The organism is Microvirga sp. Mcv34, assembly GCF_024519725.1.
In the GTDB taxonomy this organism is placed as follows: domain Bacteria; phylum Pseudomonadota; class Alphaproteobacteria; order Rhizobiales; family Beijerinckiaceae; genus Microvirga.
The window spans coordinates 126,015-149,024 of the sequence record NZ_JALJRK010000006.1 but is presented as its reverse complement, the minus strand read 5'-3'; the positions used below and the strand labels follow the sequence as shown (position 1 = coordinate 149,024).

General features: G+C 62.2%; 24 protein-coding genes and 1 tRNA gene. 13 read left to right on the top strand and 12 right to left on the bottom strand.

Annotated features, from left to right (window positions below; genetic code table 11):
- Window positions 1-56 precede the first annotated feature (56 nt).
- Window positions 57-152, top strand: a tRNA-Sec gene (locus OC446_RS05955).
- 57 nt (window positions 153-209) lie between these two features.
- Here OC446_RS05955 and OC446_RS05950 read toward each other — a convergent pair.
- Both OC446_RS05950 and selD read right to left on the bottom strand, forming a co-directional pair.
- Window positions 210-542 (bottom strand): hypothetical protein, encoded by a 333-nt coding sequence (locus tag OC446_RS05950; protein WP_262028129.1) that lies wholly within the window; start codon window positions 540-542, stop codon window positions 210-212.
- Between the two features lie 67 nt (window positions 543-609).
- A complete protein-coding gene (gene selD / locus OC446_RS05945; protein WP_262028128.1) occupies window positions 610-1,656 on the bottom strand; it encodes a selenide, water dikinase SelD in 1,047 nt (348 codons plus the stop codon).
- Between the two features lie 195 nt (window positions 1,657-1,851).
- Between selD and fdhD the strand changes: the two genes are divergently transcribed.
- The gene (gene fdhD / locus OC446_RS05940; RefSeq protein ID WP_262028127.1) at window positions 1,852-2,730 is read left to right on the top strand and encodes a formate dehydrogenase accessory sulfurtransferase FdhD; all 879 of its coding nucleotides are present in this window, start codon (window positions 1,852-1,854) and stop codon (window positions 2,728-2,730) included.
- A 63-nt stretch (window positions 2,731-2,793) separates the two neighbouring features.
- Here the strand turns inward: fdhD and OC446_RS05935 are convergent, their stop codons facing one another.
- On the bottom strand, window positions 2,794-3,531 hold the full coding sequence (locus tag OC446_RS05935; RefSeq protein ID WP_262028156.1) for a response regulator: 738 nt from the start codon (window positions 3,529-3,531) through the stop codon (window positions 2,794-2,796).
- Between the two features lie 364 nt (window positions 3,532-3,895).
- Between OC446_RS05935 and OC446_RS05930 the strand changes: the two genes are divergently transcribed.
- From OC446_RS05930 to OC446_RS05915, 4 genes are all read left to right on the top strand, one after another.
- On the top strand, window positions 3,896-4,567 hold the full coding sequence (locus OC446_RS05930) for a helix-turn-helix domain-containing protein (protein ID WP_262028126.1): 672 nt from the start codon (window positions 3,896-3,898) through the stop codon (window positions 4,565-4,567).
- A 235-nt stretch (window positions 4,568-4,802) separates the two neighbouring features.
- Window positions 4,803-7,547: a PAS domain-containing sensor histidine kinase gene (locus OC446_RS05925; protein ID WP_262028125.1), complete on the top strand. Its 2,745-nt coding sequence runs from the start codon at window positions 4,803-4,805 to the stop codon at window positions 7,545-7,547.
- 356 nt (window positions 7,548-7,903) lie between these two features.
- Window positions 7,904-8,119, top strand: coding sequence for a hypothetical protein (locus OC446_RS05920; protein ID WP_262028124.1), 216 nt, complete (start codon window positions 7,904-7,906; stop codon window positions 8,117-8,119).
- Between the two features lie 317 nt (window positions 8,120-8,436).
- Window positions 8,437-8,652 (top strand): hypothetical protein, encoded by a 216-nt coding sequence (locus OC446_RS05915; RefSeq protein WP_262028123.1) that lies wholly within the window; start codon window positions 8,437-8,439, stop codon window positions 8,650-8,652.
- Between the two features lie 30 nt (window positions 8,653-8,682).
- On the opposite strand, the gene OC446_RS05910 is transcribed toward OC446_RS05915, so the two are convergent.
- Complete coding sequence (locus OC446_RS05910) at window positions 8,683-8,907, bottom strand: DUF6894 family protein (RefSeq protein WP_262028122.1); 225 nt, start codon at window positions 8,905-8,907, stop codon at window positions 8,683-8,685.
- On the opposite strand from OC446_RS05910, the gene OC446_RS05905 reads away from it, so the two are divergent.
- Window positions 8,900-9,460, top strand: a complete 561-nt coding sequence (locus OC446_RS05905) for a GYD domain-containing protein (protein ID WP_262028121.1) — start codon at window positions 8,900-8,902, stop codon at window positions 9,458-9,460. The genes OC446_RS05910 and OC446_RS05905 overlap by 8 nt on opposite strands.
- A gap of 88 nt (window positions 9,461-9,548) precedes the next feature.
- Here OC446_RS05905 and OC446_RS05900 read toward each other — a convergent pair whose 3' ends face one another.
- From OC446_RS05900 to OC446_RS05890, 3 genes are all read right to left on the bottom strand, one after another.
- Window positions 9,549-10,040 (bottom strand): CDP-archaeol synthase, encoded by a 492-nt coding sequence (locus OC446_RS05900; RefSeq protein ID WP_262028120.1) that lies wholly within the window; start codon window positions 10,038-10,040, stop codon window positions 9,549-9,551.
- 12 nt (window positions 10,041-10,052) lie between these two features.
- Window positions 10,053-10,370: a c-type cytochrome gene (locus OC446_RS05895; protein ID WP_262028119.1), complete on the bottom strand. Its 318-nt coding sequence runs from the start codon at window positions 10,368-10,370 to the stop codon at window positions 10,053-10,055.
- 192 nt (window positions 10,371-10,562) lie between these two features.
- Window positions 10,563-12,617, bottom strand: a complete 2,055-nt coding sequence (locus OC446_RS05890; RefSeq protein ID WP_262028118.1) for an NAD(+) synthase — start codon at window positions 12,615-12,617, stop codon at window positions 10,563-10,565.
- A 232-nt stretch (window positions 12,618-12,849) separates the two neighbouring features.
- Between OC446_RS05890 and OC446_RS05885 the strand changes: the two genes are divergently transcribed.
- The 4 genes from OC446_RS05885 (at window position 12,850) to OC446_RS05870 (ending at window position 15,182) form a co-directional block, all read left to right on the top strand.
- A complete protein-coding gene (locus OC446_RS05885) occupies window positions 12,850-13,128 on the top strand; it encodes a hypothetical protein (RefSeq protein WP_262028117.1) in 279 nt (92 codons plus the stop codon).
- Between the two features lie 83 nt (window positions 13,129-13,211).
- Entirely contained in the window at window positions 13,212-13,862 is a 651-nt protein-coding gene (locus tag OC446_RS05880) for a phosphoribosyltransferase (RefSeq protein ID WP_262028116.1), read from the top strand.
- A gap of 9 nt (window positions 13,863-13,871) precedes the next feature.
- Window positions 13,872-14,504 (top strand): HPF/RaiA family ribosome-associated protein, encoded by a 633-nt coding sequence (locus tag OC446_RS05875; RefSeq protein ID WP_315986482.1) that lies wholly within the window; start codon window positions 13,872-13,874, stop codon window positions 14,502-14,504.
- Window positions 14,505-14,663: 159 nt separating this feature from the next.
- Window positions 14,664-15,182 (top strand): Hsp20/alpha crystallin family protein, encoded by a 519-nt coding sequence (locus OC446_RS05870; RefSeq protein ID WP_262028154.1) that lies wholly within the window; start codon window positions 14,664-14,666, stop codon window positions 15,180-15,182.
- A gap of 51 nt (window positions 15,183-15,233) precedes the next feature.
- On the opposite strand, the gene prs is transcribed toward OC446_RS05870, so the two are convergent.
- Window positions 15,234-16,742, bottom strand: a complete 1,509-nt coding sequence (prs, locus tag OC446_RS05865; RefSeq protein ID WP_262028115.1) for a ribose-phosphate diphosphokinase — start codon at window positions 16,740-16,742, stop codon at window positions 15,234-15,236.
- A gap of 130 nt (window positions 16,743-16,872) precedes the next feature.
- Between prs and OC446_RS05860 the strand changes: the two genes are divergently transcribed.
- Entirely contained in the window at window positions 16,873-17,901 is a 1,029-nt protein-coding gene (locus tag OC446_RS05860) for a hypothetical protein (RefSeq protein WP_262028114.1), read from the top strand.
- Between the two features lie 2 nt (window positions 17,902-17,903).
- Here OC446_RS05860 and OC446_RS05855 read toward each other — a convergent pair whose 3' ends face one another.
- The 4 genes from OC446_RS05855 to OC446_RS05840 form a co-directional block, all read right to left on the bottom strand.
- Window positions 17,904-19,256: a nicotinate phosphoribosyltransferase gene (locus OC446_RS05855; protein ID WP_262028113.1), complete on the bottom strand. Its 1,353-nt coding sequence runs from the start codon at window positions 19,254-19,256 to the stop codon at window positions 17,904-17,906.
- Between the two features lie 18 nt (window positions 19,257-19,274).
- Complete coding sequence (locus OC446_RS05850; RefSeq protein WP_410055018.1) at window positions 19,275-20,453, bottom strand: ABC transporter permease; 1,179 nt, start codon at window positions 20,451-20,453, stop codon at window positions 19,275-19,277.
- Between the two features lie 23 nt (window positions 20,454-20,476).
- A complete protein-coding gene (locus OC446_RS05845; protein WP_262028112.1) occupies window positions 20,477-21,298 on the bottom strand; it encodes a universal stress protein in 822 nt (273 codons plus the stop codon).
- Window positions 21,299-21,419: 121 nt separating this feature from the next.
- Complete coding sequence (locus OC446_RS05840) at window positions 21,420-21,893, bottom strand: PAS domain-containing protein (protein ID WP_262028111.1); 474 nt, start codon at window positions 21,891-21,893, stop codon at window positions 21,420-21,422.
- 186 nt (window positions 21,894-22,079) lie between these two features.
- On the opposite strand from OC446_RS05840, the gene OC446_RS05835 reads away from it, so the two are divergent.
- A complete protein-coding gene (locus OC446_RS05835) occupies window positions 22,080-23,000 on the top strand; it encodes a 1-phosphofructokinase family hexose kinase (protein WP_262028110.1) in 921 nt (306 codons plus the stop codon).
- The last annotated feature ends 10 nt before the right edge of the window (window positions 23,001-23,010 follow it).

Genomic DNA, 23,010 nt, shown 5'->3' with positions numbered 1-23,010 from the left:
TCAATCCCCATCGGCTGGATCTCTTCCGCGCGATTCCGCCAATCGACGATATTCATGGAGGAGAGGCGTCCCCGGTGGGGCGTCCGGACTTCAAATCCGGGTGGGGCCGCGAGCCGGTCCTAGGTGGGTTCGACTCCCACTCTCTTCCGCCATCATTCCCCAGCGGCCTCCCGCAAGAACGGCGTTGACAGCTGTCGCCAGTGCCGAGATCAACGGGATGGTGTGCATCCGCGGGATGTTGCGGCAGGCGCCGCGGCGTTCTTCATCGGATCGAGACCACTCGCAGTCGCCGGGTGATCCGATGGCGATTGCGGAGTGGGACCCTTCGGAGCCGTCCCGATATAGGAGCCGCCCAAGCCTCCCGTCCAGCCGGAGGATCCTGCCGTCCCGGGCGAGGTGCCGGAGGCTTGGCTGTTCGGATCGGGCGCCGTGGCGGCCGTGGTCGCAGGCTCTTCCGGGCAGGGGTTCTGTGCTGCACTCTGCGCCCAGCACGGTGTCGACACGCCGACGGCCGCAATGAAAAGGATCAGGGGGGCACGCATCGCATCCGGCTCCTGTTGGCTAAGCTGTTGGAGCAACGTGGCGAGGCACGGCGGGTTCCGGCAGGACCTAGATCACCTTGACCTTCGGGGAACCCGTCTCCGCGTCGCCGATGATCCGGGCCGATGGATAGCCCGCCTCGACGATGCGTCCGAGAATATGCTCTGCCCGCCCCGGCGCGCAGGCGACGAGGAGCCCGCCCGAGGTCTGGGGATCCGTGAGCAATTGCCTCTGCCATAACTCGATGTCGTCAGGCAGCTGGATGCCATCTCCGTAACTGTCCCAGTTGCGGGTCGAGGCGCCTGTCACATAGCCCTTCCGGGCAAGCGATGCCGCCTCCCCGAGCAGGGGCAGGCGGGCATGGTCGATGCTCAGAGTCAGGCCCGACCCGCGGGCCATTTCGAGGCCGTGGCCGAGAATGCCGAAGCCGGTTACATCCGTGATGGCATGGACGTCGGGATCCCGGCTGAGTTCCGCGCCGATCCTGTTCAGCAGGGTGACCGAATTCATCATTTCCGCGTAGGCCTCCGGCGAGAGTGCGTCCTTCTTGAAGGCCGCCGAATAGATCCCGACGCCGAGGGCCTTCGTCAGGATCAGCGCATCTCCGGCCTGTGCACCGTTGTTGCGGCGGATCTCACCGGGCTTCGCCGTTCCGATTACCGCAAGGCCGTAGACCGGCTCGGGGCAGTCAATGGAATGCCCACCGGCCACCGGAATGCCGGCCTCGGCGCAGATCGCTGCTCCGCCTCTTAGGATGTTCCGGACGGTCGCTGGCGCTATCTTGCCCAGTGGCATGCCGAGGATCGCGAGCGCCATGATCGGGCGGCCACCCATCGCGTAGACGTCGGAAATGGCATTGGTGGCCGCGATACGCCCGAAGTCGAAAGGGTCATCCACCATCGGCATGAAGAAGTCCGTGGTAGCGATGATGCAGGTCTCCTCGTCCAATTGCCAGACGGCCGCATCGTCGGCCGTCTCGGTGCCAACGAGAAGTTGGCGGAACGGTCCGGCCGCCGGCTGTTCGGAGAGGAGTTGCTGGAGGACGGACGGTGCCAGTTTGCAGCCGCATCCGCCGCCATGTGACAAATGACTGAGCCGAACATTCTGTGTATCCATCTCCGTCCTCCTCCCACTGCCAGATCATGGTTTCAGGTCCCTGCCCATAAGGCAACCACGCCGATCTCCCAGGCGTTGCCCTAGAAGCGAGGCGCTTAGGCGAGGGGCTGTATCCTTGCGTTTCGAAACGTACGATGCCCCTATGGGGAGGCAATCGATGAATGGCCGTGAATGCGCTCGGAAGCAGGGGGGGCGATGAAGCCGGTTCAGGAACAGGAGAATGAGGGTTCCGTGTATCCCACCACTCTTGAGGCGCCGATCACGGTCATCCCTTTCAATGGGACCGGAGTATCGCGCGGAGCACGGGCCATTCCGTCGGAGGTGCCGGTCAATCTCGTCTATGGCGGAATTCCGTTCGCCGTCATGATGACGACGCCCTCCGACTTGGAGGATTTCGCTTTAGGCTTCAGCCTGACCGAAGGCGTCATCAAACATCCGCAGGATATTCGCGGCATCCGCATCGAGCCGGACGAGCACGGCCTTCGGCTCGCCGTCGATCTGATTCCGGACAGGTTGCATGAGCACCTCGCGCGCAAACGCGCCCTGTCGGGCCGGACGGGCTGCGGGTTATGCGGCATCGACGATCTCAAGGCGCTGCCCCAGGCCGGACCGCCCGAAGGAACGGCACCAGTCGTTGCCCTGCATGCGATCCATTCGGCTCTCCTCGGCCTCGACCGCCGGCAGGCTCTCAACGAATTGACCCATGCGGTCCATGCAGCCGCCTGGGCCGATCTCGATGGAACGATCCGCTTCGTCCGCGAGGATGTCGGCCGTCATAATGCTCTCGACAAGCTCATCGGCGCGGCATGCCGGGCTGGCACCAAGCCTGGCGGCGGTTTCGTCGTCGTCACAAGCCGCTGTTCCTTCGAGCTGGTGGAGAAAGTGGCCGCCTTCGGGGCGAGAACTCTCGTTTCGATCTCGGCGCCCACCTCGCTTGCCTTGGAGCGGGCGCGACATCTCGACATTGCGCTCATCGGGATCGCCCGTCGCGATTCCATGACGGTCTTTCATGGAATGGAACGCATCCACGGCGTCGACGGTGTGCCGTCCTCTGGAAGGCGCCCGGAAGCGTGACCGCAGCTTCTACCGCTTCAGAAGGAATGGAGCGGCTTGAGGACCTTCAGGCCGAATCCGGATCTACTGAATGTGTCCCGTGAACACGTAGCCCACGCCACGCACCGATTTCACCAGCATGGGGTGTTTAGGGTCAGGCTCGATCTTGCGCCGCAGGCGCGCCACCTGGGCATCGATAGATCGATCGACAGCCTCCCAATGCCGCCCGCGAGTCAGGTCCATCAGCTGGTCGCGGTTCAGTACCCGGCCAGGGTGCCGGGCAAAGGTCGCCAGGAGCTCGAATTCTCCCGTGGTGAGCGCAATGTCGGAGCCGTCCGGTGCTTTCAGTTCACGCCGTCCCAGGTCGAGCCGCCATCCGTCGAACCGGATGACCTCGCCTGCTTCCTGTCGGACCATGGGGCCCGGTTCCGCAGATAAGGATGGTTGGGTCCGGCGCAGGACACTTCTGATCCGGGCGAGGACCTCGCGCAGATGAAACGGCTTGGCGATGTAGTCGTCCGCACCTACCTCCAGGCCGACCACCATGTCGACCATGTCCGACCGACCGGTCAGCATGATGATGCCGGTCCTGACCGTGCTCGGTCGCGCCCGAACGTCCTTGGCGAGCTGAAAGCCGTCTTCTCCGGGCAGGACCAGATCCAGAAGCACCAAGTCGATCCTCGCCTTGGCCAGGCACTCCCGCATGGCCTCGCCATTGGCGGCCGCGCTGACCTGAAAGCCTTCGTCGGTCAGATAGCGGGTGAGCATCTGACGGATTTTGGCATCGTCATCAACAATGAGAATATGCGGCGCATCTGTCATCACCGGCCAAGGTCCGTGAGTTCCGTCGCTCTTGACGTCGGTGCCGCTACGTTATCCGACGAACCCGAGATCTGGGAATCCTCCTGAATTGCCACGGTCGAGCCGCCGGTCGGCCCTGAGACACCATTCAACCTCTGCAGCCGTCTTCGATGGATGTGTGCGGGGCGGTATGCAGGATCCCGTTACGGACTGTTACAAGCCGACACATAATCGTACGGGAGAGCGGCACGGATGTGACATTCACCTGCTTTGATCACGATAGTCAGGATCGTGATCGGAGCATCCCATGTACTCCTCCCACCTCCTTCCCTCAGCTGGAAGTGCAGTTCCCTCGGTGTTCGACGGGCCAACGGAGCCTTTGACCTTGGATTGTTTGTTCGCCGGCCAGCCGGCCGACAAGTTCGCGGCCGGGGAGGGGGTGTTCTGGGAGGGCGATACGGCTTCCGACATCTGCCAGATCGTCGAGGGCTGCCTGCGCCTGTACCGCATCCTGCCCGATGGCCGACGGGCGATCATGGGCTTCAGGTTTGCCGGCGAGACGCTCGGTCTCTCCTGCGAGGGAACGTATTGCTACACGGCCGAGGCTGTCACGCCTGTACGGCTGCGGCGTCTGAGCCGCGCCCGCCTGCGGGCGATGGGCGAGGAGGTCAGGCCATTGCAGCCGCTGCTCCTTGCGAAGGTCTTTGAAGAGATCCGCGCTGCCCGGCAGCATATCATCGTGCTGGGGCAGCTCGGGGCCGAGGAGCGGACCGCCCACTTCCTAGTATCGGCGGCCCGTCGGACAGGAGCCGACCGGAGGCGTCCGGTGACCATCGAACTGCCGATGACCCGCCAAGACATCGCCGATTATCTCGGCCTGACCATCGAGACCGTTTGCCGTGTCCTGTCGAAGCTCAAGCGTGATGGATTGGTCGCTCTGGAAGGACGCCACAGGATCGTTTTGCTTCGGATGACGAATCTGCAGCATCTTGCAGGCGAGTTCGACGATGCCGAGCCGCAGGCTCCGACTTGGACTCCGGCCAAGTGGCCGCACTGATTGCCCGGAAGGCCATGCCTTCCACATCCAATGATACGCTTGTGGGCGGAAAGCATCGGGACTGTCCCAAATGCGCAAGTCCGTTTCTTCGCCCGATGCTCTAGTCTGGAACCCGGCCGGAGAGGGCGGGCAATAAAACCCGGGCTGATGTGAAATCTCCGGTGACCACTTGGACCCCGGCGGCGATTTCGCTTTAGGTCTGAAAAGTTTGGGACGGGGACAGGGATCGGATCGCATGGGCCAGAGCGTCGAAGGGCAGTATCCGTCGGATCCGTCCGGAGGAGCGAGTCATCCGACCGAAGCCCGCGATCACTCGCTCTTTCAACTGGTATTCGACCAAGCCGTCGTCGGCATCGAACTCGTGGATAGCAACGGCCTCCTGCTCGACGTGAACGCCGCCGTGTGCGCCCTGCTCGGCTATGCCAGAGATGAGCTGATCGGGCGTAGCTTCGAGGAGATCGTACACCCCGAGGACCGACCACGTGTGCTGGCGCTCGCCCACCAACTCATGGCGCGCGAGATCCCCAGCTACCGGATCGAGAAGCGATATCTGCGCAAGAATGGCGCAACTGCTTGGGTTCGCGTGACTTCCTCCCTGACGGAAGCCCATCCCGAGCGTCCCTACCGTCTGTCCATCGTCGAGGATATCGGCGAGCGCAAGCATGCCGAGGAGGAGCAACGGGCGAGCGAGGCCCGGCTGCGCACCATACTGGAGGCGATCCCCATCGGGGCAATCCTGTCGGATGCCGACGGCCGGGTGATCGAGGCCAACAAGGCCTATCTTGACTTGATCGGGCGCTCTTTGGCGGATCTGCGTGCAGGCCGCGTGCGCTGGGACGAGATCACGCCGCCCGAATGGCTAGCCGCCGACGAGCGGGCCATTGCCGAGGCGCGGACCCATGGCGTGTCGTCCATGTACGAGAAGGAATACCTCCGCAACGGCGAGCGCATCCCGGTCCTCCTGAAACTGGCCTCGGTCAACAATGGTCAAACCTTCGCGGTCTTCGTACTTGACCTTACGGAACGCAAGGCTTCCGAGGCGGCCCTACAGGCGCGGATGACGGAGTGGGAGGCCCTGATCGAGACCGCCCCGGTAGCGGTCTGGTTCACCTATGATCCCGATCTACGCGAGGTGAGGGCCAATCGGCTTGCCTCCGAGTTGCTCGAGCTGCCAATCGTTTTCGGCTTGGCGGATCAGGGAGCTGGAAAACTATCCCAGCGCCGTATCCTTCGGGACGGTTTGGAAGTCACGCTCGATCAGGCGCCGCTGCGACGGGCAATCCGAGGGGAAGAAGTGCGTAACGAGGAATGGGCGAGCTGCTTCGAGAATGGCCGGCGCGTTGACCTGCTTTACAATGCCTCGCCGCTGCGGGACCGCTCGGGCGCCGTGGTCGGGGCGATCGCCGCCGCCGTCGACATTACGGCCCGTAAGCATTCAGAAGCTATCCTTCACGAGCGCGAGGCGCGGCTTCATTCCATTCTGGAAACGGTGCCGGAGGCCCTGATCACGATCAGTGAGAAGGGGGTTGTTGAGTCCTTCAGCCGCTCAGCATCAGCGCTGTTCGGCTATTTGCCTGACGAGGTCATCGGGCGAAACATCAGCATGCTGATGCCATCGCCTTATCGGGAGGCACATGACAGCTATCTGGAGCGCTACCTGCTGACGGGCGAGAAGCGCATCATCGGTATCGGGCGTGTCGTCAGCGGCCAACGCAAGGATGGCAGCGTGTTTCCGATGGAACTCGCCGTGGGCGAGGTGAAGGTGGGCGCACAGCACATGTTCACCGGCTTCATCCGTGACCTCACGGCGACCCAGAAAGTCGAGCAGGAGCTGCGTCAGGCCCAGAAGATGGAGGCTGTCGGCCAACTGACCGGTGGGGTCGCGCACGACTTCAACAACCTGCTCACCGTCATACTCGGCAATCTCGAGATGCTCGAGATGCGGTTGACCGACGACCGAGAATTGGAATTGGTGAAGGAGGCGCGGGAGACGGCGGAGCATGGCGCCCAGCTGACCGAACGGCTGCTTGCCTTCGGGCGTCGGCAGCCGTTGCTGCCCAAGCTGACCGATGTCGGAGATCTCCTGGGCGAAATGATACCCCTGTTGCGGCGCACCTTGGGCGAGACGATCCAGGTAAGGAGCCGTTCGGACAGCGACCTCTGGCAGGTTTTGGTCGATCCGAGCCAGTTGCAGAATGCGATCCTCAACCTGGCGATCAACGCCCGCGATGCCATGCCGGCCGGCGGTCGGCTGACGATCATGGCTGAGAATGCGGAACTCGAGGCCGATTACGCCCGGATGCATCCGGAAGTCCGGGCCGGCCGCTATGTTCTGGTGGCCGTCACCGATACGGGAACGGGCATGCCCAGGGAGATCCAGGAGCGCGCGTTCGAGCCGTTTTTCACCACGAAGGAGGTCGGAGCCGGAAGCGGGCTCGGACTATCGATGGTCTATGGCTTCGTCAAGCAGTCGGGCGGCCATGTGACGATCTACAGCGAGCCTGGTCACGGGACGACGATCAGGATGTACCTGCCACGGGCAGCAGTCCTGGAGGAACCCGCGGAGCCGCCCGCACCCATGCCCCCCATGGATGCCTTGCGGGGGCAGAACGAGACCGTGCTCCTGGTCGAAGACGAGCCACGGGTGCGGCGGATGACGGCGGCCCGTCTGCAGGATCTCGGTTACCGCGTGCTGGATGCCGCGAACGGCCCGGCGGCTCTGGCGCTGCTTGACCTTCATCCGGAGATCGACCTGCTGTTTACGGACATGGTAATGCCCGGCGGAATGACCGGCTCAGATCTGGCGGAGGCCGTGCGGATCAGGCGGCCCGCGATCAAGGTGCTGTTCACGTCCGGCTATGCCGAACCGGATGTGGTGCGGCGTGGCCAGGCGACCGACGCACGCTGGCTCAAGAAGCCCTACAGCACCCTGGAGCTGGCTCGGACCCTGCGGGAGGTTCTTGCGACCTTGGATTCATAAGCCAAATTATTACAAACCGTCACAAAGCGGTACACGATTTCACGGCTGTGCGGTTCGGGCGTAACAGAAGCAGGCTTTTATGGTCCATGGATCAAGACGGGAGCCAGCCATGAATGCCGCTCGTCCAATTTCTCTCATCGGTGCAGGTGCGCGAGCCGCCCTGGCGTTGACGGTTCTCCTGGGTGCCGCGGATTTCGCCACAGGGCTTGCCTTCAGCCGAAGCGCAATTCAGATGCGTGTGGACGGCGTCATGCGTCATGCGCCCCTTGCGGCCCTATTCGATGATGGGGACGAGGCAGCTCCCCCGCTTCATTGATCTTCTCGCCCGTGTCCACTCGATCTGAATGGGGCCTGTCATGCCCGTTTTCGATGCGTCCGCGCTCAATGACAACGATGAGACCTTGGCCTATCTACGTATCATCCTGGCAGGGTCCAGGGACACCACGGGGGCGCAGCACAGCCGTCGCGGCCTGGTCGAAAAGGCGTCTCTGCCCCAGCCGCACTCCAGGCGCGTCGTCGGCCTTCCCCTAATCGTCGGCATTGCCGTCTCGATAACAATCCCGAGCCCGTAGTGGCTCTCCATTCCAGAGGAGAGGCTTCATGCTTGCCTCAGCTGTTATGATGTTTCCGCTTATGCTTGCAGTCGTTCTCTCCGTTCTCGCGCTTGCCCAAGGCGAAGCGGCGCGGGCCCGCGCCACGTCACGACGCCGGCACTTTTAGGTTGGCACTCGGTGCGACGGGCCTGAGGATGACTCGGCGCGTGGATGCGACTTTTGAGGTAGGCCAATAGAGACAATTTGGCGCCTGTCACCATGCGTTAACATAGTTTAAAAGCGTGAGTGTTGAACCAGAACTGTCTTCCACCGTATACTGGTGGTCGAGGGTCGCCATGGACGCTTCACTCACCCGCCATCCGGTTTACCGCGCCTATGTGATCGATTCCAACGGTGGGATTCTGATCGCTCACGCACTGACCTGCCAAACCGACGACGAGGCGATCAGCAAGGCCCGGGAATATGCCAACGGCAATGCTGTCGAATTGTGGGACAGAGGGCGCAAGATCGCCTTCATTCCGCTGGGAGGCGCACCCTGCGTTATTTTTTGACGATGTTCGTCGACAACCTTGTTTGACTCCTCACGTCTGCGGTTCGGATGGCTGAAACGCGACCTTGAAGACCAAGCGCCCATCCATCCCGCTCACGGCGACAAAGCTGTTCATCGGATCGCGGCAACGATCCGCGAGGAGCATGGTGAGGTGGCGGGCATGCGCTCGCGCGGCATCTTCATCCGAAAGGAACTGGCCCAGCCCATCCAATGTCGACTGACCGTCCAGGACAATATTGAAGAAGTACTTGGGCATAGATGTCATCGCCCCCAACACCGCTTCGTTTCACTTACCTGATCGCGGCTTCGACGGCCTTGCCATTTGTCAATCTGACGGGCGCCTGGATCACGTGTGGCATCTGCAAGTCAGGAACGCTGCCCTCGCTCTCAAAGCCCTTGATAAATCGCAACATCGGTTTCTCTGGCAAAGAATAAAATCGGCGGCAAAGAAGGAGGCAGATATGGCGATTTTCATTACTCAAGGCCGCTTCTCGCCGGATGCTATTAGAGGAATGCTGGCCAAGCCTGAGGATCGTGAGGGCGCGATACGCGAACTTTTCGCCCAATCGGGCGGTAAGCTCCTGGCCTATTACATGACCTTCGGCGACTATGATTTCATGATCGTATCGGAAGGACCGTTCGAGGGCGTTGCGACCTCGGCGATCGTTGCAGCCGCGACGGGAGGCGTCTCAAGCCTGAAGACGACGCTTGCCATGACACCGGCGGATATGCAGCAGGCCTTCTCCCGAGCCGGGCAGGTCGCCGCGCATTTCAAACCGGCCGGAGCGGCAGCTCCGCGCACCGTCTAGGCGCGTCAAGAGATGGGTGGAGAAAGCAGCAGAGGCCACTTTCTCCACACGTCATAGACGGCGGAATCGGCTACGAGCATCATGCGGATCAATAGGGCTGGTCGCGAATGTGGAGCATGAAGAACAGGCGGGACAGCCATATCTCCAGCAGAATGAAGGCCATTACCAGAAGAACGATTTCGAGCCCGCTCAAGCCGAGTGGGCCTCTCAGGATTACGAGGGGCAGGAGAGCCTCCGGAATCTGATCGAGCCCCAAAGCGCGCGAATGAGGAGCGAGCCCCAGACGTCGCTTGAGAAAACTTGCGGCAATGTCTCCCATCATGGAAATGGCCGCGATCTCTGCCCCCAATCGCCAGCCGAGCTTGAGCATCGCGGCGACAGCCGCCGTGGCGGCAATCGACACCGCAAGGCCGCGGAACGTTTTTGAAGATCCCAGGAACGGCTGCCTGTCCGATAAGATCAGGCCGAAATCGAGGGGCGCCGCGAAACGATCCCCGATAAGCCTTTTGAGGAAAATCGGCGTGCCGTTGGCGGCTCCCAGGAGAACGAGAACGGTGAGATTCAGTCTGAGATCGCCCATGGAGCCCCACCGTCACGGGTGCTTGTGCAGGCTCGTGATGTAAGCCGTCACATCCCGGAGTTCCCCAGGCTCCAGCATGATGTTCGGCATCGTCTTATGCGAGGTTCTCATGGCGACTGTCAGAGCGGTCGTCGTCATGCCGGGAACTCGTGCAATCCGGGCAAACGTCGGCGCCTGCGTGCGGGGAGACTGGTTCTGGCCGGGCTCGACCGCATGGCAGGTTGCGCAAGCCTCGCGGGCCACGCGGAGGCCCGCTTCCGGATTGCCGGATTCCTGGGCCTGCAAGCCGGCCGGAATCATGAGGAGAAAGATGGCAAGCCCGCGGTTCATGGGCGGCTCCCTTGCCGTGGACCCGAGCCGGCGGGCTTCGGCGCGATGGTCAGCGGGGCGGATGGTGGTGTGCAACGGCGCATCTTTCGTCCCTCAGCGATCATCAGGTCGAGAGATATTTAAAATGCGCCGGAAAGCACGATCCAACTTTGACTATTCGCAACCCTTCAGGACGGCCGATGCAGTCTGCGATTATGAGGGCTCGGCATCGGGGACGCCGCTCTCCAGTTCGGCGAGCCAGACCCCGGGGCTTGCATCGGACGGCGCGCGCCAGTCGCCGCGCGGCGACAGCGATCCGCCGGATGAGATCTTCGGCCCGTTCGGCATGGCGGTACGCTTGAACTGGCTGGTGAAGAACCGGCTGAGGAAGACCCGCAGCCATTTCTTGATCTCGCCGAGATCGTAAGCCCGGCGCGACATGTCCGGGATGTTGGGCGGCCATGTACCCGCTTCCTGATCTTTCCAGGCATGCCAGGAGAGATAGGCGATTTTGGAGGGACGGAAGCCGTAGCGAGTGAGATAATAGAGATTGAAGTCCTGCAGTGCGTAGGGACCGATCATGGCCTCGGTCGACTGGATCTGCCCGGAGGCGTCCTGCGGCACGAGTTCGGGGGAGATCTCGGTCGCCAGGATCGCATGCAGGATCTCGGCTGTCTCCGCAGTTACATCGCCCGAGCCGGCGACGAAGCGGATCAGGTGCTGAATCAGGGTTTTCGCCACCGATGCGTTGACGTTGTAGTGGGACATCTGGTCGCCGACACCATAGGTGCACCAGCCGAGACCCAGCTCGGAGAGATCGCCTGTGCCCACGACGATGCCACGGTGGTGGTTGGCGAGCCGGAACAGGTAATCGGTCCTCAGCCCTGCCTGAACGTTCTCGAAGGTCACGTCATAGACCGGCTCACCTTCCGCGAAGGGGTGATCGAGATCCTTCAGCATCTGCCGCGCCGCCGGTCGGATGTCGATTTCCGACGCACTGACGCCAAGCGCACGCATGAGCGCCCACGCATTGCCTTTCGTACCTTCGCTCGTCGCGAAACCCGGCAGCGTGTAGGCGAGGATGTTGGTGCGAGGAAGGTTGAGCTTGTCCATGGCGCGGCAGCAGACGAGGAGGGCCTGCGTGGAATCGAGGCCCCCGGACACTCCGATGACCACTTTCTCCGTCCGCGTGGCCTGCAGGCGTTTCGCGAGTCCCTGGACCTGGATGTTGTAGGCCTCGTAGCAGTTCTCCGCGAGCTTGGCGGGATCCGCAGGAACGTAGGGGAAACGCTCGACAGGCCGGCGCAGCGGCAGCGTCTCTTCCGGCGCATCGAGATGAAGGGGGAGAATGCGGAAATCACCCGGGACGACCTTCAGCTCGTCGGCGCAATCACGGAAGGTGACCCGCCGCATGCGTTCCTGGCGCAGGCGCCCGAGATCGATATCGGCCACCGCCATGGTGGATCCCGACGGAAAGCGCTCGGTCTCGGCCAGCCGCTGCCCGTCCTCGAAAATGCCGCCATGGCCGTCCCAGGCGAGATCGGTGGTGGATTCCCCCGGGCCGGCCGCCGAATAGGCATAGGCAGCGACGCAGCGCATGGACTGGGAGCCGCAGAGGAGGCGCCGGTCCTCGGCCTTTCCGATGGTGATATTGCTCGCCGAGAGATTGAGGAGGATCTCGGCGCCCGCCAGGGCGGCCGTGGTGCTGGGCGGCTGCGGCACCCACATATCCTCGCACACCTCCACATGGAACGTGAAGGCGCAGTTGCCCGTCGAGCGGAACAGGAGGTCGATCCCGAAGGGAATCTGACGGCCGGCGACGCTGATCGTCTGCCCCCGGATGCCCGCGCCCGGTGCGAAATGCCGGCGCTCGTAGAACTCGCGGTAGTTCGGCAGGTACGCCTTGGGCACTACCCCCAGAATGCGCCCGGCATGGATGACGACGGCGGCGTTGTAGAGGCGGCCGTCCAGGCGCAGAGGAGCGCCGACCACGAAGGCCGGAAAGAGGCTGGCGCTCTCCTCGGCTAGGCGGGCCAGACCCTGTTCGACGGCTTCCAGAAGGGCATCCTGATGCAGGAGATCGTCGATGGCATAGGCAGACAGGCCAAGCTCGGGGAACACCATTAAGGCGACTCGCTCCTGGTGTCCCTGGCGCAGCAGCTCGAGAGTACGGTCGACATTGTAGGCCGGATCCGCAACCTCGATCCTCGGAACACAAGCTGCTATGCGGACAAAATCATGACGGTAGGGTGTAAAGAACGAGATCATTCCGCGTCCGATCAGGGTTGGCCCTCATGGACAGGGCCGCCCCAGGCCATCGGGTTGATGGGGGCCCCGCCGTACAACGTGACAGGCTAGTAACTAGCACAAGGAATCCAATCCGCCATGGGGTTGGTTCCACAGGTGTCGGAGCCTTTCCGCCACGCTGGTGGGCGGGGAGCCTGTCCTGCTCGGTTTCCACCATCAGATTGACGAGACGCAAGATCCAGGCCGAGGCTTCATGCTCATGTTCATTCGCGTGGAGGCATTCGCGATGATCAAGGATTTCACCCTCTCGGACCTTCAGGCCAGGATGGACCTGCTTGCCAGCGGGGGCCAAGTCCAGATCAGCCATGACGACATTCGGCGCCTCTTCTGCTCGAACGATGTTGCCCCGGAGCGTCTCCACTGGTTCGCCGAGGGGCACAATTGCCTGATCATTCGCACGAACCAGGGAATCATCTTTCGCTGGACTCCAAGCCGATTGCCAAAGAGCAGACCTATGGCTGAATTCACCTGACGGATTGCCAAAGTCAGTCATCGGCCGCGTCTGCACGGTGCGTTGGGCCGATGAGTGCATGGAAGTGACTGAGGTGCGATCCGATGCCGTTCTCCAATCGATCCGATGCCGGTCGCAAGCTCGCTTCTGCGCTCGGGAAATACCGTGACCAGGATCCGGTCGTGCTGGCGCTGCCGCGGGGCGGCGTTCCCGTGGCGGCGGAGGTCGCCGCTGTTCTCAGCGCACCGCTCGACCTCATGATCGTACGCAAGATAGGAGTGCCCTCACAGCCCGAGCTCGCCATGGGGGCGGTCGTCGATGGCGAGACGCCCATCGTGGTGCGCAACGAAGAGGTCATCCGGCTTTCAGGGATTGCCGAGACGGAGTTCAAGTTCGTCTGCGATGCCGAGATGGCCGAGATCGAGCGCCGCCGCAGACGGTATCTGGGGCATCGGGAACGGGCGATCGTCACGGGACGGACGGCGATCGTGGTCGATGACGGGATCGCCACTGGGGCGACGACGCGCGCAGCCTTGCAGGCTGTCCGACGGCGCAAACCGAGACAGCTTGTGCTGGCGATTCCAGTAGCCCCTTCGGACACTCTCGCGGAGCTTCGGGACGAGGTCGATGATCTCATCTGCCTCGAAGAGCATGCGTTCTTCGGAGCCATCGGCAACTATTATGACGATTTCCAGCAGATATCCGACGAGGAGGTCATCACCCTCCTCAATCGATTCCCACCCGGAGCTTCTTGACAATCCTCAATGATGGCAGGCCCGGGAGGGCCATGCTTTCAAAAATTCCCGTGTCAACGGAGCAGGAGCATCATTATGCAGGGTCCGGCTCAAATCGAATTCCAGGGCTTCGATCCGACGGCGAGGCAGCGCGCCTTGGTCGAGGAGCGCATGGCAGATCTAGAGAAGTTCTTCGATCGCATCATGGCCTGTCGCGTGGTGATGAAAGGATCCGGCCAGCATCAGCGAACAGGTGGACAATACCAGGTCGACATCCATCTGGTTTTGCCCGGAGGACGTGAGGTTACCGTCGATCGAACACCACATGAAGACGAGCGTTTCGCCGATGCCGCCTTCGCCATCAACGATTCCTTCAACCGGGCCCGACGGCAGCTTCAGGATGCGGTCCGGCACATGCAGGGTGAGATCAAGACGCATGCGCCTCAGCCGACGGGAACCGTAAGACAGATGCATCTCGAAGATGGATATGGATTTCTCGAATCCGTTGATGGTCGCGAGATCTACTTCAATCGCAACAGCGTTCTCGATGACGCTTTCGGGCAACTCAAGCCAGGGATGCGGGTGGTCTTCTCCGAAGAAGCAGGAGACATAGGTCCTCAGGCCAGCACCGTTAGGCTTCTCGGAAAGCATGGGCTTCGCTGAGGCGATCATATGGGCTCCCTATCGGAGCATGGGAGCGCCCGCGATGGATCCAGGGCATGCCCGAATGTGATCTCAGATTGATTGAACGCAAAGTGGCGTCGATCCGATCGGCGCAACTTTTTGAAGTTGTGGGCTGGGATGCATCATTGGAGATTTCCTATGGTTGAGACGACGAAACTTCCCGTTAAGAAAGAACGTACGGCACCGGTTGAGGCCGGTTGGCTTCCGCTTGAGCGGATGCGTCGCGAGATGGACAATCTTTTCGAGGAATTCGGTCGGGACTTCGGGTTTCCGACCCGGTGGAGCATGCCTGAGATCGAACGGCTCTGGCAGAGCAAGGGGCGCGGCATGGAGCCTGTCGCCGACCTCGTCGAGCGCACCGACCGATATGAGGTCACGGCCGAACTTCCAGGCATCGATGGTAAGAACATAGAGGTTAAGCTGGCGAATGGCAGCCTCATCATCTCAGGTGAGAAAAAGGAAGAACGAGAGGAGAGGGAGGCGAATTATTACATGTCGGAAAGGCGCTACGGCTCATTCCAGCGCAGCTTCCGGATTCCCGAAGGCGTCAATGCGGATAAGATCGAGGCGAGCTTCAAGAACGGCGTGCTGACGGTTGCGCTTCCCAAGACCGATGAGGCCAAGAAGGAAAAGAAGATCGACGTGAAAGCCGCGTAAGATCGGTCATCGGGAGGGTTGTGATCAGGGCCCTCCCGACACTAACGCGGATCATGGAAGAGCGTCGTCGGACATTGCTTCCTTCAACACCTGTGCAAAGATCTCCGAGACGTCAAGAATAGTCAGCCGGCCATCCAAGGCAGAGACGAAGTCAGGGGTCTGAGGGATCGTGTTGGCCAGAAGCACCGCGTCGATGGACGGCTGCGTCAGGTTGGGAAGCGCCGCAACCCCACCGACACCATGGGTCGCGGCGACGATCACCCGCCTGGCGCCACGCTCGCGGCATTGCTGCGCAACCCGCGCCATCGTCGCGCCCGTGCTGATCAGATCATCCAGAATGATTGCCGTGCAGCCGGCGACGTCGCCTGCGAAGAGATCGCCTGAAACCACGCCCATGCTGCGCTGCTTATCTGCAAGGGCTTTGGACACCGGACGCCCGATCATATCCTCCAGCGTCCGCCGGAAGAGTTCGGCTCGCTTGGCGCCGCCGATATCGGGGGATACAACGGCGATCCGGTCGCCGCCGGCCACGGTGGCAAGATGGTGAGCGAATGCTCGATAGGCGTCCAGATGGGTCGTGCTGCACCGAAAGGCATTCTGAAAGGCGGAGAGGTTGTGCACCTCCATGGTGATGATCCGATCGGCTCCGAGTGCCTCGAAGAGCTGGCCGACATAACGCGTCGTGATAGGATCGTTCGGCTTCGTCTGCCGGTCCTTGCGGGCGTAGCAGAGATAGGGTGCCACTACGCTGACCCGCTCGGCTCCCGCGTCCTTCAGAGCTCCCACGAAGAACAGCAGGCGGCATAGCCGGTCGTTGGAGCTCTGATGGGAATCACCATGAAGCCCTGCGATCACATCGACATTCTTCCTGCGCACATCGACGAGCGGCCTGGTCTTATGCTCGCCGTCTTCAAAGTCGCGTTCTTCGTGCGGCTGAAGCGGCTGATCTAGATGGTGCGCGATGCGTTCTCCAAGATCGGCCGCCGATTTCAACGCGAACAGAAGCGTTTGAGCCTTCGTCGGACTGCTCGATGTTTTTAAGTGAGTTGGTCGTCCGGCATGGACCGGCCGGAGCGCCAAGCCGCCGAAGAGCCCGCTGACGGTGCGGCCGTCCTGAGACAGCGGGGCAAGAACCATTTCAATTCTCATGCGCGAGTGATCGAGCGCCCGCGTCTCGAACTCGACCAGAACCGGTTCGGCACGATTCCGCACGAGTTCGGATAGTCGCCGAAGCCTGGCTGCGCCACGTCGTCGTGGAGCCTTGGCGAGAACGACGACTCCGGGATCGCATGCTCCCATCAGGGTTTCGAATGCAACCCCGCCGAACATCAGGATCGGTGCATCGCTCTCAGGCTCGTATTGCAGGATAAAGGCACTCGCGGCCAACTCGCCGAGATCCGATAGGGACATATCCTGGAGAGTGGGCGCGATACGGCTGCCGCGTTCTTCCGTCCAGTAGGAGAACAGCCAGCCGAGTGTCTCGTCCTTGGGTTGTGGGGCGAAATCCAATCGCTCGAAGAGCCTTCGAAGGGCTGGGTCCGTCATCGCGAAGGTCGTCATGGTCCGCCTCGCAGGAGTGAGTGATGCTAGGAATTTAGATGCTTTCACCGAACCTCACTTTGACAATGGTCATGGAAGCCCGTCCCTTGTCTGGCAGGTTCAGGCCACAACATTCTGTGTGGTTTTCCACATGACAGCCCTGACTTGCGCAAACGCACCGACACTCGAGGCGAAGGTTCAGTTCCTGAGCAGGCCGTCGTCCTATGCTTTTCGCTCGGACCATGTCGTCGCCAAGGAGACCCACATGTCCTGGGTCTTCCTCGCTGGTGAGAGAGTGTTCAAGCTGAAGAAACCTGTGCGCTATTCATATCTCGACTTTACGTCCCTCGAGGCGCGAGAACGGTATTGCCGCGAGGAGGTGCGACTGAACCTCCGGCTTGCACCTGGTATCTATCGGGGCGTTGTTCCGCTCACCTGTTCGGCTTCGGGTGCGATGGCCCTGGGAGGACAAGATGAGGTGGTGGATTGGGTCGTCGAGATGAAACGCCTTCCTGCCGGTCTCATGCTCGACGTCTGCTTGAAGGAGGGACGAGCCGGGACGGGCGACGTCCTCCGCTTGGCCCATGTCCTGGCGGATTTCTATCGACGGGCCGAGCATCCTTCGGTCGATCCGGAAACACCTTTCCGACATTTTTCGCATGAGATGGCGGAGAATCGCGCCGTGCTTCTTCATCCCGACCTCTGGGAGAACCGACCAAGGGCCGCAACGCTTCTCGACCGGCTTGATCGCGCTCTCGAGAGGATCCGCCCCCGGTTGCGGGAGCGGACGCAAGCCGGCTGCGTCGTCGACGGCCATGGCGACCTCAGGCCGGAACATATTTGTCTGACGGAGCCCATCATCATCTTCGATTGCCTTGAATTCAACCGCGACCTGCGCCTGGTCGACCCTTATGACGAGCTGACATTCCTCAGCATGGAATGCGCCCATCTGGAGGCGCCATGGTTTGGACCCGCTCTGACCGACCATGTCGCAGCTCTCATGGGGGACGCGGTTCCGCGCGATCTTCTCGGCCCCTACACGGCCCTGCACGCAGCCTTGAGGGCGAGGCTTTCGCTCGCTCACCTGCTGGATCCCGTTCCACGCGAACCTCGAAAATGGGCGCCGCAGGCTGGGAAGTATCTCGACTTAGCGGAGCAGGCGCTTTCCTCACCATTTTGACGCTAGATCTGAGCCAAGATCCTCCGTCGAACCTCCCGTTCATGCTCCTGAAGATCGTCACTGATCGTGACCGGGTAAGGCGAAGTCGATGCTTCGAGCATGCGGAGACTCTCGGGCAGTTGCGTGATGGAGCGACGGGCGTGGTCCCGGATCTCTGTCAGAGATGGAACAGGTGCGATCCGCCGGCCATCCTTCACGACGGGCTGCAGGAGTGGGACGCCTGCGAGATTCTCCTGAGCGCGGCCGATGACATCGCCCTGGGATAGGCCATTCCGACGCGTGCGGAAGATCTGTTTGCGGCCCGGCAGCATGCGCTTGCCTGCCGAGAGCTTCATGCGGCCGAGACCGGCATACTTGACAAGCTTGTAGGCGATGTCCAAAGCCGGTGCGTCATCGGAAACGCTCATGCTGGTTCCGACCCCGAAGGCATCGATGGGCGCTCCCCGGGAGAGAAGTTCGGCGATCCTATGCTCATCGAGCCCACCGCTGGCAAAGATCTGGACACCTTGCAGGCCCGCTGCATCGAGGATGGAGCGCGCGCCCTTGGACAACTCCACCAAATCACCTGAGTCCAACCTCACGCCTCTGATGCGACAATCGGCACCGAGCTCACTTGCAAGGGCGACGACCCGCCTCACGCCTGCCAGGGTGTCATAAGTGTCGACTAGCAGGATGGTGTCGGGAAAGACCTCGGCAAACTTCCGGAACGCCTCAGCCTCGGATGAGCAGGCCTGGACGAAGCTGTGAGCCATGGTTCCCGCAACGGGAATGCCCCAAAGCTGTCCAGCTGCCACGTTCGAGGTTGCGGCGGCGCCCGCGATGAAGAAGGCCCTCGTGCCTTTGATCGCCGCATCCAGCCCCTGCGCGCGCCTTGCGCCGAAATCGACCACTGGACGGCCTTGGGCGGCTGCGACGATCCGGGTCGCTTTGGAGGCAAGAATCGTCTGGAGGCCGATCTGGTTCAGAACGAATGTCTCGATGAGCTGGGCCTGGCTGATGGGCGCGACGATTTCGAGGATCGGCTCGTTCGGAAAGACCGGCGTTCCTTCCGGCACTGCATGTACGTCGCCCGTGAACCGGAAATTCTCAAGCCGGTCGATGAAGGCTTTGGAGAAAAGAGGATTCGACGCGAGATACGCAAGGTCCGTCTTGCTGAAGGAGAGGTTCTCCAGATCCTCCAGAAAGGGGTCTAGGCCGCAGGCCAGAAGATAGTTCCGCTGCGGGGGCAACTTGCGGAAGAACAGGTCGAACACGGCAACGGCGTCCATGCCGAGTTCGCCATAGGCGCGCAGCATAGTCAGCTCGTAGAGGTCGGTGAAGAGCGCATGTCCACCGTGCGAGCGCTCGTTCATCATGGAGCCGGGCATCCTGCGTCAGTACTTGATGGCTGCGAAGAACATGGCGAACAGGCCGTCGGCGACGATCACCATGAAGATCGCCTTCACCACCGACGACGTGACGTGCCGTCCCAGAGACTCGGCCGATCCCTGAACGGCAAATCCCTCGATGGAGGCGATCATGCCGATGATCAAGGCCATGAAGGGCGCCTTGATCATGCCGACCAGGAACGTGTTGAGGGCAATCGCCTCCTTCAGGCGCGCCATGAAGACGTGCGGGCCGATTCCCTCGTACAGCCATGCGACCAAGCCGCCTCCGAGCAGCGCGGACAGGTCCGACAGGAAGGTCAGCATCGGCAGACCGATGATCAGGGCCAGGAGGCGGGGGATGATCAGCACCTCCATCGGATCGAGCCCCATGACCCTGATCGCGTCGATCTCCTCTCGCATCTTCATGGAGCCCAGTTCGGCCGTGAAGGCGGACCCGGAACGGCCCGCGACCATGATCGCCGTGAGCAGAACGCCGAGTTCGCGGAGAACGAGAATGCCGACAAGGTCGACCACGAAGGCGCTCGCCCCGAACTGGCGCAGCTGAAAGATGCCCTGCTGGGCGATGATGCCGCCGACGAGGAAGGAGATCAGCGCCATGATCGGAACGCCCCGCAAGGCGACGAAGTCAAGCTGGTTGACCAGGGACGTTCCCCGGAACCGCCTCGGCTGCAGGACGACGCGCCCCAGGCTCATCATGAACTCGCCCAGGAACGCCAAGCCGGAGAGGACATCCCTGCCCAGGTCCAGGACCGCATGGCCGAGAGCGGCCAGCAGATCGAACGCCCGATGGCGCTTCACCTCCGCCTTGGGAGGAACGTCATAGTGATCCACCTCATCGAGCAGGATGCCGTGTTCGTCCCGGGCTTTGATGAAGACAAGGGTGCAGCCCTTGGCCTTGAGGTCGTGACGGGTGCGGTCGAGGAGCCAGGCGCCGACGGTGTCGAGACGGTCGATGCGCGAAAGGTCGAACGTCATTGGTGAGGCTCGGACGTCGGCAATCACGTCCGCTAAGGCGAGTTCCATGGCGGAGGCCTGTTCCGCGCTCCAGTCGCCCGAGAGTTCGACCAAGGGCTCCTTGTGGTCCTGCTTCAAGGTCCATTCCGGTGGGCGACGGTCGGAGCTGTCCAGCCGGTCTTGAAGGGGAACGGAAGCCTCGAGAGTCATGGCGCTCGCTCCTCTTCTCCGGTTCAGTGCGACATGAGCACCGGCACGGTCATGGAGCGGAGGACCTCTCGGGTGGTGCCGCCGAGAACGACCTCCCGCAGGCGCGAATGGCCGTAGCCGCCCATCACGATCAGGTCGGCATCCATGTCGGCCGCATGGGACAGGAGCATGTTCGCGATATCGATCTCATCGACGGGAAGCCGCTTCGCTTCGGCCTGGATGCCATGCCGGGCCAAATGCCGGGCCAGGATCCTGCCCGAGAGATGGGAATTGCCATTTTCTCCCTTGCCGATGGTGACGATGTCCACTTGGCGGGCGAGCGCCAGCAGTGGCAGAGCATCGGCAACGGCTCGTGCGGCCGGTTGTCCGCCGTCCCAGGCGATCAGGATCGAAGTGATGTCAGGGCGGACGCGAATATAGGGCACGATGATGAGAGGGCGTCCCGAGCCGAAGAGGCATGACTCGATGATGTCAGACGTGTCGGTGCCGTCCGGATTTGGCTGCGGAAGGATAACGGCATCGAAGCAGCGCGCCACTTGGCTCAGGGAATAGCCGACCTCTCCGGCGATAGCCTTGAATCTCACGATATCGATCGATGTGTCGGCTTCTCGCGCGGCTTGTGCGAATTGCTCGACGGCCCTGCCCGCTGCAGCCTCGACCTCGTCTTTCATGCGAGAGAGAAGGTCGTCCGGCAACTCGGCGGCCAGGCCGGGAGGAAGCGAGGGCTCGATGGTCGGAACGGCCGCGGTCAAACAGGCGCCGCAAGTGACCGAGAGCGAGAGGGCATAGGTCCCAGCGGCTTCCATGCTGGTGCCGGTCAAGACCAACAGATCCTTGAGAGCCATGCTCCTCTCCCACGAGGCAACGCCGATTGCCGATCAATCGCCGCTTGCCCTTTAGGAGAAAGATGCCACGAACGAGATCCGCGACTTTGACTTAACGCAAACTTGGCTTGGCGAGAGCTCTCTATGCTTGCACCCTGGCCGCCTCGGGAGAGTCGACCACGGCGCCGAGGAGCAACATGATATGGCCCTCACCCCAAGTGGGCAGGAGAAGGCGCGCATAAGCGGCCTGATTTTCTTCCACGGCAGATCGGAAATACGTAGGCGCGCGCCTCGCGAGTGTGGCGCTGCATTGTCGCGTAAGTTCCTGCAGCGGTCCTTGCTGCCGAACCTCGTCCGAAAACATCCCCTCCAACGGGGTGCCGTATTGGGAGATCACATGCTCTCCGGCGTGCTCGAAGCGGAAGCGTACCGGGCTCTCGAAAGCCTGCAGCAGGAGGACGCGGCTGGCGAGCTCGGGAATTTGGGAAAGGTCGATGTCGTCCGAGAACGGCATGGCGTTCTCCCCGCGGAGAAGATCCTTCCAGTAGATCCGAAGGCGAGCCAGTTCAGGCTCCAGCGTTGCGGGCATCGAAAAAGCGGCCGGGTTGGTTTCCATGGCACCCTCTCGCAGCGAAGCGGACGCGTCCATCATAGAACAAGCGATGCGCTTCTTTAACTCCATACCCGGCGATCCTTAAGGAGGGGGTGGCATGTTACATCTTCCGCCGATGCCGGAAGCGGTCCATCCTGCGGCGGATACGTCCCGGTGGGAGCCGCCGATGCGCGACACGGGAGGCGCCGAATGCCGCAGGTTGTGACGCTGACCATGAACCCGGCGCTGGACATCGCCACGAGCGCCGACGCGGTCATGCCGACGGACAAGATTCGCTGCGGACCGCCGCGATACGATCCAGGTGGCGGCGGGATCAACGTGGCGCGGGTGATCCGCAGGCTCGGCGGCGATGCGCTCGCGATTTTCCCCGCCGGCGGGGCGGCCGGAACGGCTCTGGATACCCTGCTGGATCGGGAGCGCCTTCTCTCCTGTCGCGTTCCGATTGCGGGTACGACGCGCGAGAGCTTCACGGTCGATGAGCGGCGGAGCGGTCAGCAATATCGCTTCGTGCTGCCGGGTCCGAAGCTTTCCGAGGAGGAATGGCGGGCTTGCCTCGCTCATCTGGCCCGCCTTGCCGACGGGACCCGCTTCATCGTCGCCAGTGGCAGCCTGCCGCCGGGTGTTCCCGCGGATTTCTTTCAGCAAGTGGCCGATTTGGCGAAGTCTCTCGAAACGCGCCTCGTGCTCGATACGTCGGGCGATGCGCTGCGCCAGATACGCTCTGGAGCATATCTCCTGAAGCCAAGCCTTCGTGAGCTAAAGGAATGGGTCGGTGAGGACCTTCCAGACGAAGCCTCGCAGGTGGCCGCTGCGCAGAGCCTGATTGCACGGGGCATCTGCGAAGTCATGGTGGTTTCCCTCGGTGGCCATGGCGCCCTTCTCGTTTCCGCCGAAGGAGCTGAGCGGCTGGCGCCCTTCAGGGTTCCGGTGCGGAGCGCTGTCGGAGCGGGAGACTGCATGGTCGGCGCCATCGTCTTCGGGCTCATGCAGGGCATGGATCTTCGCCATGCTGTCCGCCTGGGGATGGCCGCGGGCGCCGCGACGCTGATGACGCCGGGAACAGAACTTTGTAGGCGGGAGGATGTCGAGCGTCTCTATACGGCGGACTGAGGAGGCGCGA

Coding starts and splice junctions, on each gene's coding strand:
- OC446_RS05950 (WP_262028129.1), bottom strand. CDS start 542: ATGCGTGCCCCCCTGATCCTTTTCATTGCGGCCGTCGGCGTGTCGACA.
- selD (WP_262028128.1), bottom strand. CDS start 1,656: ATGGATACACAGAATGTTCGGCTCAGTCATTTGTCACATGGCGGCGGA.
- fdhD (WP_262028127.1), top strand. CDS start 1,852: ATGAAGCCGGTTCAGGAACAGGAGAATGAGGGTTCCGTGTATCCCACC.
- OC446_RS05935 (WP_262028156.1), bottom strand. CDS start 3,531: ATGACAGATGCGCCGCATATTCTCATTGTTGATGACGATGCCAAAATC.
- OC446_RS05925 (WP_262028125.1), top strand. CDS start 4,803: ATGGGCCAGAGCGTCGAAGGGCAGTATCCGTCGGATCCGTCCGGAGGA.
- OC446_RS05920 (WP_262028124.1), top strand. CDS start 7,904: ATGCCCGTTTTCGATGCGTCCGCGCTCAATGACAACGATGAGACCTTG.
- OC446_RS05915 (WP_262028123.1), top strand. CDS start 8,437: ATGGACGCTTCACTCACCCGCCATCCGGTTTACCGCGCCTATGTGATC.
- OC446_RS05910 (WP_262028122.1), bottom strand. CDS start 8,907: ATGCCCAAGTACTTCTTCAATATTGTCCTGGACGGTCAGTCGACATTG.
- OC446_RS05900 (WP_262028120.1), bottom strand. CDS start 10,040: ATGGGCGATCTCAGACTGAATCTCACCGTTCTCGTTCTCCTGGGAGCC.
- OC446_RS05895 (WP_262028119.1), bottom strand. CDS start 10,370: ATGAACCGCGGGCTTGCCATCTTTCTCCTCATGATTCCGGCCGGCTTG.
- OC446_RS05890 (WP_262028118.1), bottom strand. CDS start 12,617: ATGATCTCGTTCTTTACACCCTACCGTCATGATTTTGTCCGCATAGCA.
- OC446_RS05885 (WP_262028117.1), top strand. CDS start 12,850: ATGCTCATGTTCATTCGCGTGGAGGCATTCGCGATGATCAAGGATTTC.
- OC446_RS05880 (WP_262028116.1), top strand. CDS start 13,212: ATGCCGTTCTCCAATCGATCCGATGCCGGTCGCAAGCTCGCTTCTGCG.
- OC446_RS05875 (WP_315986482.1), top strand. CDS start 13,872: ATGATGGCAGGCCCGGGAGGGCCATGCTTTCAAAAATTCCCGTGTCAA.
- OC446_RS05870 (WP_262028154.1), top strand. CDS start 14,664: ATGGTTGAGACGACGAAACTTCCCGTTAAGAAAGAACGTACGGCACCG.
- prs (WP_262028115.1), bottom strand. CDS start 16,742: ATGACGACCTTCGCGATGACGGACCCAGCCCTTCGAAGGCTCTTCGAG.
- OC446_RS05860 (WP_262028114.1), top strand. CDS start 16,873: ATGACAGCCCTGACTTGCGCAAACGCACCGACACTCGAGGCGAAGGTT.
- OC446_RS05855 (WP_262028113.1), bottom strand. CDS start 19,256: ATGATGAACGAGCGCTCGCACGGTGGACATGCGCTCTTCACCGACCTC.
- OC446_RS05850 (WP_410055018.1), bottom strand. CDS start 20,453: ATGACTCTCGAGGCTTCCGTTCCCCTTCAAGACCGGCTGGACAGCTCC.
- OC446_RS05845 (WP_262028112.1), bottom strand. CDS start 21,298: ATGGCTCTCAAGGATCTGTTGGTCTTGACCGGCACCAGCATGGAAGCC.
- OC446_RS05840 (WP_262028111.1), bottom strand. CDS start 21,893: ATGGAAACCAACCCGGCCGCTTTTTCGATGCCCGCAACGCTGGAGCCT.
- OC446_RS05835 (WP_262028110.1), top strand. CDS start 22,080: ATGCCGCAGGTTGTGACGCTGACCATGAACCCGGCGCTGGACATCGCC.